A 3894-nucleotide genomic window follows, 5' to 3' on the forward strand; every position below is an offset into this window, starting at 1 on the left:
CAGGATGACGTTGAACTCGGTCTGCTCTTCGACCGGAGCGGCGGCGGCAGCCGGGCCCGCGGCCATGACCGGGGCAGCGGCGGAGACGCCGAACTTCTCTTCGATCGCCTTGACGAGGTCCATGACTTCCATCAGCGACTTGGTGGCGATGGCGTCGACGATCTGCTCGTTGGTAACGGACATTTGGATATACCTTTCGGAAATTGGTTTCTAAAGCGGATTCAGGAAAGAACGTCGACGATCACGCGGTTTCCGCGGCAGCCTCGGCCGGCGCGGCGTCGCCGCCACCCTGCTGGTCGGCCACGGCCTTGACGGCACGCGCGAACATCGCGGCCGGCTCGGCCAGCACGCGGGCGAGCATCGCCAGCGCCTGATCGCGGGTCGGCAGCGAGGCCAGGACGTCGACGTGGGCGGCCGGCAGCAGCTTGCCTTCCACCGAGACGATCTTGGCCTTGAGCTTGTCGTTGCCCTTGGACGCATCTTTGATCAGGCGACCGGCGGCGCCGGGCTCCTCGAGCGAGAACGCGTACAGCAGCGGACCGACCAGGGCGTCCTTGACGCAGGCGAACTCGGTGCCTTCAACGGCGCGCGAGGCCAGCGTGTTCTTGACGACCTTGAGGTACACACCCGTTTCGCGAGCCTTCTTGCGCATCTCGGTCATCTGACTGACCGTGGTGCCCGCGTACTCGGCCGCGACCAGGGAGTGCGCCTTGCCGGCGATGTCCGCCAGCTCCGCGACGACTTCCTGCTTCTGGGACAGATTGAGAGCCATTGCACTCCTCCAATTGAACTCCGCGAGCGGCAGTCGCCGTCGCGGGACGGGGCGGCGCCAGTCCGTGGCACCGGGGATACCGCGAGGGGCATCCCGGTGGTGGCCGTCCAGAAACGAATTTCCAGAAGGGCACCATCTACGCAGGCGGTGGATTAAGCGATCCCGCTTCGACCGACGGCGATTCCTTGCCGTGTTGAGCTTCCCTTGCCCGTCGCCGGTCGGCGCCGACCGCACCTGCGGTCTTTGACGGTCACTGCCGCCGGAGCGGCAGCGCCTTCAAAAGAGTCGGCCGGCGGCAAACGCCACCGGCCTTGAACTGCTTACTTCAGCGCCAGCGACGCCTGGTCGACGATCACGCCCGGACCCATGGTCGAGCTGATCGCCACCTTCTGCAGGTACTGGCCCTTCGAGGTCGCCGGCTTGGCCTTGATCAGGTCCAGCAGCAGCGCCGTCAGGTTTTCCTTGAGCTTGTCGCCGTCGAAATCGGCCTTGCCGATCGTGCAGTGAATGATACCCGCCTTATCGGTGCGGTAACGGACCTGGCCGCCCTTGGCGTTCTTGACCGCTTCAGCCGGGTTCGGCGAGACGGTGCCGACCTTCGGGTTCGGCATCAGGCCGCGCGGGCCGAGGACGGTGCCGAGCTTGCCGACCACGCGCATGGCATCCGGCGTCGCGATGACGACGTCGTAGTTCAGCTCGCCGCCCTGCATGCGCTCGGCAAGGTCGTCCATGCCGACCGCGTCGGCACCGGCCGCGAGGGCCTCGTCGGCCTTCGCACCGGCCGGCGCGAACACGGCGACGCGGACGGTCTTGCCGGTACCGGCCGGCAGGACGGTCGAGCCGCGGACCTGCTGGTCGGACTTCTTGGCGTCGACGCCGAGGCGCACGGCGACGTCGATGGACTCGACGAACTTCGCCTTGGTGGCCGACTTGACGATGTTGATGGCGTCCTCGAACGGGTAAGCCTTACCCGGGACGACCGCGGCCTTGATGGCCTTCTGGCGCTTGTTCATTGCCATGTTCTTAGCCCTCCACCACGAGACCCATGGAGCGGGCGGAACCCGCAATCGTCTTCACCGCCGCGTCGAGGTCGGCCGCCGTCAGGTCGGGCTCCTTCTGCTTGGCGATCTCCTCGAGCTGGGCGCGGGTGACCTTGCCCACCTTCTCGGTGTTCGGACGCTTGGAACCGGACGTGATGCCGGCCGCCTTCTTCAGCAGGACCGAAGCGGGCGTGCTCTTGGTGACGAACGTGAACGTACGGTCGGAGTACGCCGTAATGATGACCGGGGTCGGCAGACCCGGCTCGAGCTTGGAGGTCGCGGCGTTGAACGCCTTGCAGAACTCCATGATGTTCAGGCCGCGCTGGCCGAGCGCCGGGCCGACCGGCGGCGACGGGTTGGCCTGACCGGCCTTCACCTGCAGCTTGATGTAACCGACAACCTTCTTTGCCACGATCTTTCTCCTGGAGTTCGAACGTCAGCGGCTGTGAACCGGTGACTCCTCCTCTCGTTGAAATTGCAAAACCGCTCTCGCCGGTTTTGCCCCGCCGGCGCTATCCGGTCGCAGGGCCGGATGAGCAGCGGCAATTAGCCGGACCGTCGGTCCGGGTAATCCTTACTTGGCCTTCTCGACCTGGCCGAACTCGAGTTCGACCGGCGTCGAGCGACCGAAAATCAGCACCGCCACGCGCAGGCGGCTCTTCTCGTAATTGATCTCTTCGACCACGCCGTTGAAATCGTTGAACGGGCCGTCGGTGACGCGGACCATCTCGCCCGGCTCGAACAGCACCTTCGGACGCGGCTTCTCGACGCCTTCCTGCACGCGCTGCAGGATCTGGTCGGCCTCGCGGTCGGAAATCGGCAACGGACGATCGGCGGTCCCGCCGATGAAGCCCATCACCTTCGGCGTTTCCTTGATCAGGTGCCAGCACTCGCTGTCGATGCGCGGGATGCCGTTCTCGTCGTTCACGGCGATCTGCACGAGCACGTAGCCCGGGAAGAACTTGCGCTCGGAACGGCGCTTCTGGCCGGAGCGCATTTCGACGACTTCCTCGGTCGGCACCAGCACGTCGCCGAACTTCTCTTCCATGCCGTCGCGCACGATGCGGTCGCGCAGCGCCTGAGCCACGGACTTCTCGAAGCCCGAGTAGGCATGCACGACGAACCAGCGCTTGTTCACTTCCGTCATCTCAACGCCCCAGCAGCAGCTTGACCAACGCCTGGATGACCACGTCGAAGCCCGCCAGCAGCAGGCTGAGGATCAGCACCGCGAGCATGACGACCCACGTGGTGCGCAGGGCTTCCTGGCGGGTCGGCCAGACGACCTTCCGCAGTTCGAAACGCGATTCGACGAGGAACTCGCGGGTACGGCCGCCGCGATCCGACGTGGCGAACACGACGGCACCGGCGACGATGCCGGCCACGACCATCAGTGCGCGCACCGCGGTCGAGAGGTCGGCGAACCAGTAGAAACCGATGACGCCGGCCGCCACGAGCAGCACGGCCACGACGTACTTGGCGATGTCGCCGGCAGCGGCGCCACCCGGCTGGGTGCCTCGGTTTTGTACGGCCTTGGTATTCACGTCCGGCGAGTCCCTCGCAAAAGCCCCTGCGTCCATGCGCGGACTTCGATGATGTTCGGATCGACGGACATCCGGATGGCCGTCGAAGTGGCACGCCAGGAGGGACTCGAACCCCCAACCTGCGGTTTTGGAGACCGCTGCTCTGCCAATTGAGCTACTGGCGTATCGTTACTTTGGGCGTTTCCCGAAAAGGCAACGGCGGCCTTCGCCGCCTGCCCTTCCCGCCCGGTTGGGCGGAACCGGCCGGGCCGGTTCCGCGTCCGTCGCGACGGGCGCTGGCGCCAGTCGCGTCGGGATCGCCGCCGAAGCGGCGAACGAGCTTACTTGACGATCTTCGCCACGACGCCGGCGCCGACCGTACGGCCGCCTTCGCGGATCGCGAAGCGCAGGCCTTCGTCCATCGCCACCGGGTTGATCAGCGACACCACCATCTTCACGGTGTCGCCCGGCATCACCATCTCCACGCCCTCGGGGAGGGTCACGGCGCCCGTGATGTCCGTCGTGCGGAAGTAGAACTGCGGACGGTAGCCCTTGAAGAACG

6 protein-coding genes, 1 tRNA gene and 1 pseudogene are annotated in these 3894 nt (G+C 66.0%); all 8 read right to left on the bottom strand.

Features of this window, described 5'->3' with window-relative positions:
• Positions 1–183, bottom strand: a pseudogene (gene rplL / locus E4F61_RS13860) (50S ribosomal protein L7/L12); the annotation flags it as partial.
• Positions 184–241: 58 nt separating this feature from the next.
• Positions 242–772 (bottom strand): 50S ribosomal protein L10, encoded by a 531-nt coding sequence (rplJ, locus tag E4F61_RS13865; RefSeq protein WP_133479875.1) that lies wholly within the window; start codon positions 770–772, stop codon positions 242–244.
• Positions 773–1092: 320 nt separating this feature from the next.
• On the bottom strand, positions 1093–1791 hold the full coding sequence (rplA, locus tag E4F61_RS13870; protein ID WP_133480206.1) for a 50S ribosomal protein L1: 699 nt from the start codon (positions 1789–1791) through the stop codon (positions 1093–1095).
• A gap of 4 nt (positions 1792–1795) precedes the next feature.
• Complete coding sequence (gene rplK, locus E4F61_RS13875) at positions 1796–2224, bottom strand: 50S ribosomal protein L11 (RefSeq protein ID WP_133480207.1); 429 nt, start codon at positions 2222–2224, stop codon at positions 1796–1798.
• A gap of 162 nt (positions 2225–2386) precedes the next feature.
• Complete coding sequence (gene nusG / locus E4F61_RS13880) at positions 2387–2959, bottom strand: transcription termination/antitermination protein NusG (RefSeq protein ID WP_133480208.1); 573 nt, start codon at positions 2957–2959, stop codon at positions 2387–2389.
• 1 nt (position 2960) lies between these two features.
• Positions 2961–3353: a preprotein translocase subunit SecE gene (gene secE / locus E4F61_RS13885; RefSeq protein ID WP_238382957.1), complete on the bottom strand. Its 393-nt coding sequence runs from the start codon at positions 3351–3353 to the stop codon at positions 2961–2963.
• An 88-nt stretch (positions 3354–3441) separates the two neighbouring features.
• Positions 3442–3517: transfer RNA gene (locus E4F61_RS13890), tRNA-Trp, on the bottom strand.
• Positions 3518–3673: 156 nt separating this feature from the next.
• Positions 3674–3894 (bottom strand): EF-Tu C-terminal domain-related protein (locus E4F61_RS13895; protein WP_484482008.1); only part of this gene is annotated, 221 nt, incomplete at its 5' end.

Origin of the sequence: Cognatilysobacter segetis, from assembly GCF_004359965.1 — a bacterium.
GTDB classification, from domain to species: domain Bacteria; phylum Pseudomonadota; class Gammaproteobacteria; order Xanthomonadales; family Xanthomonadaceae; genus Cognatilysobacter; species Cognatilysobacter segetis.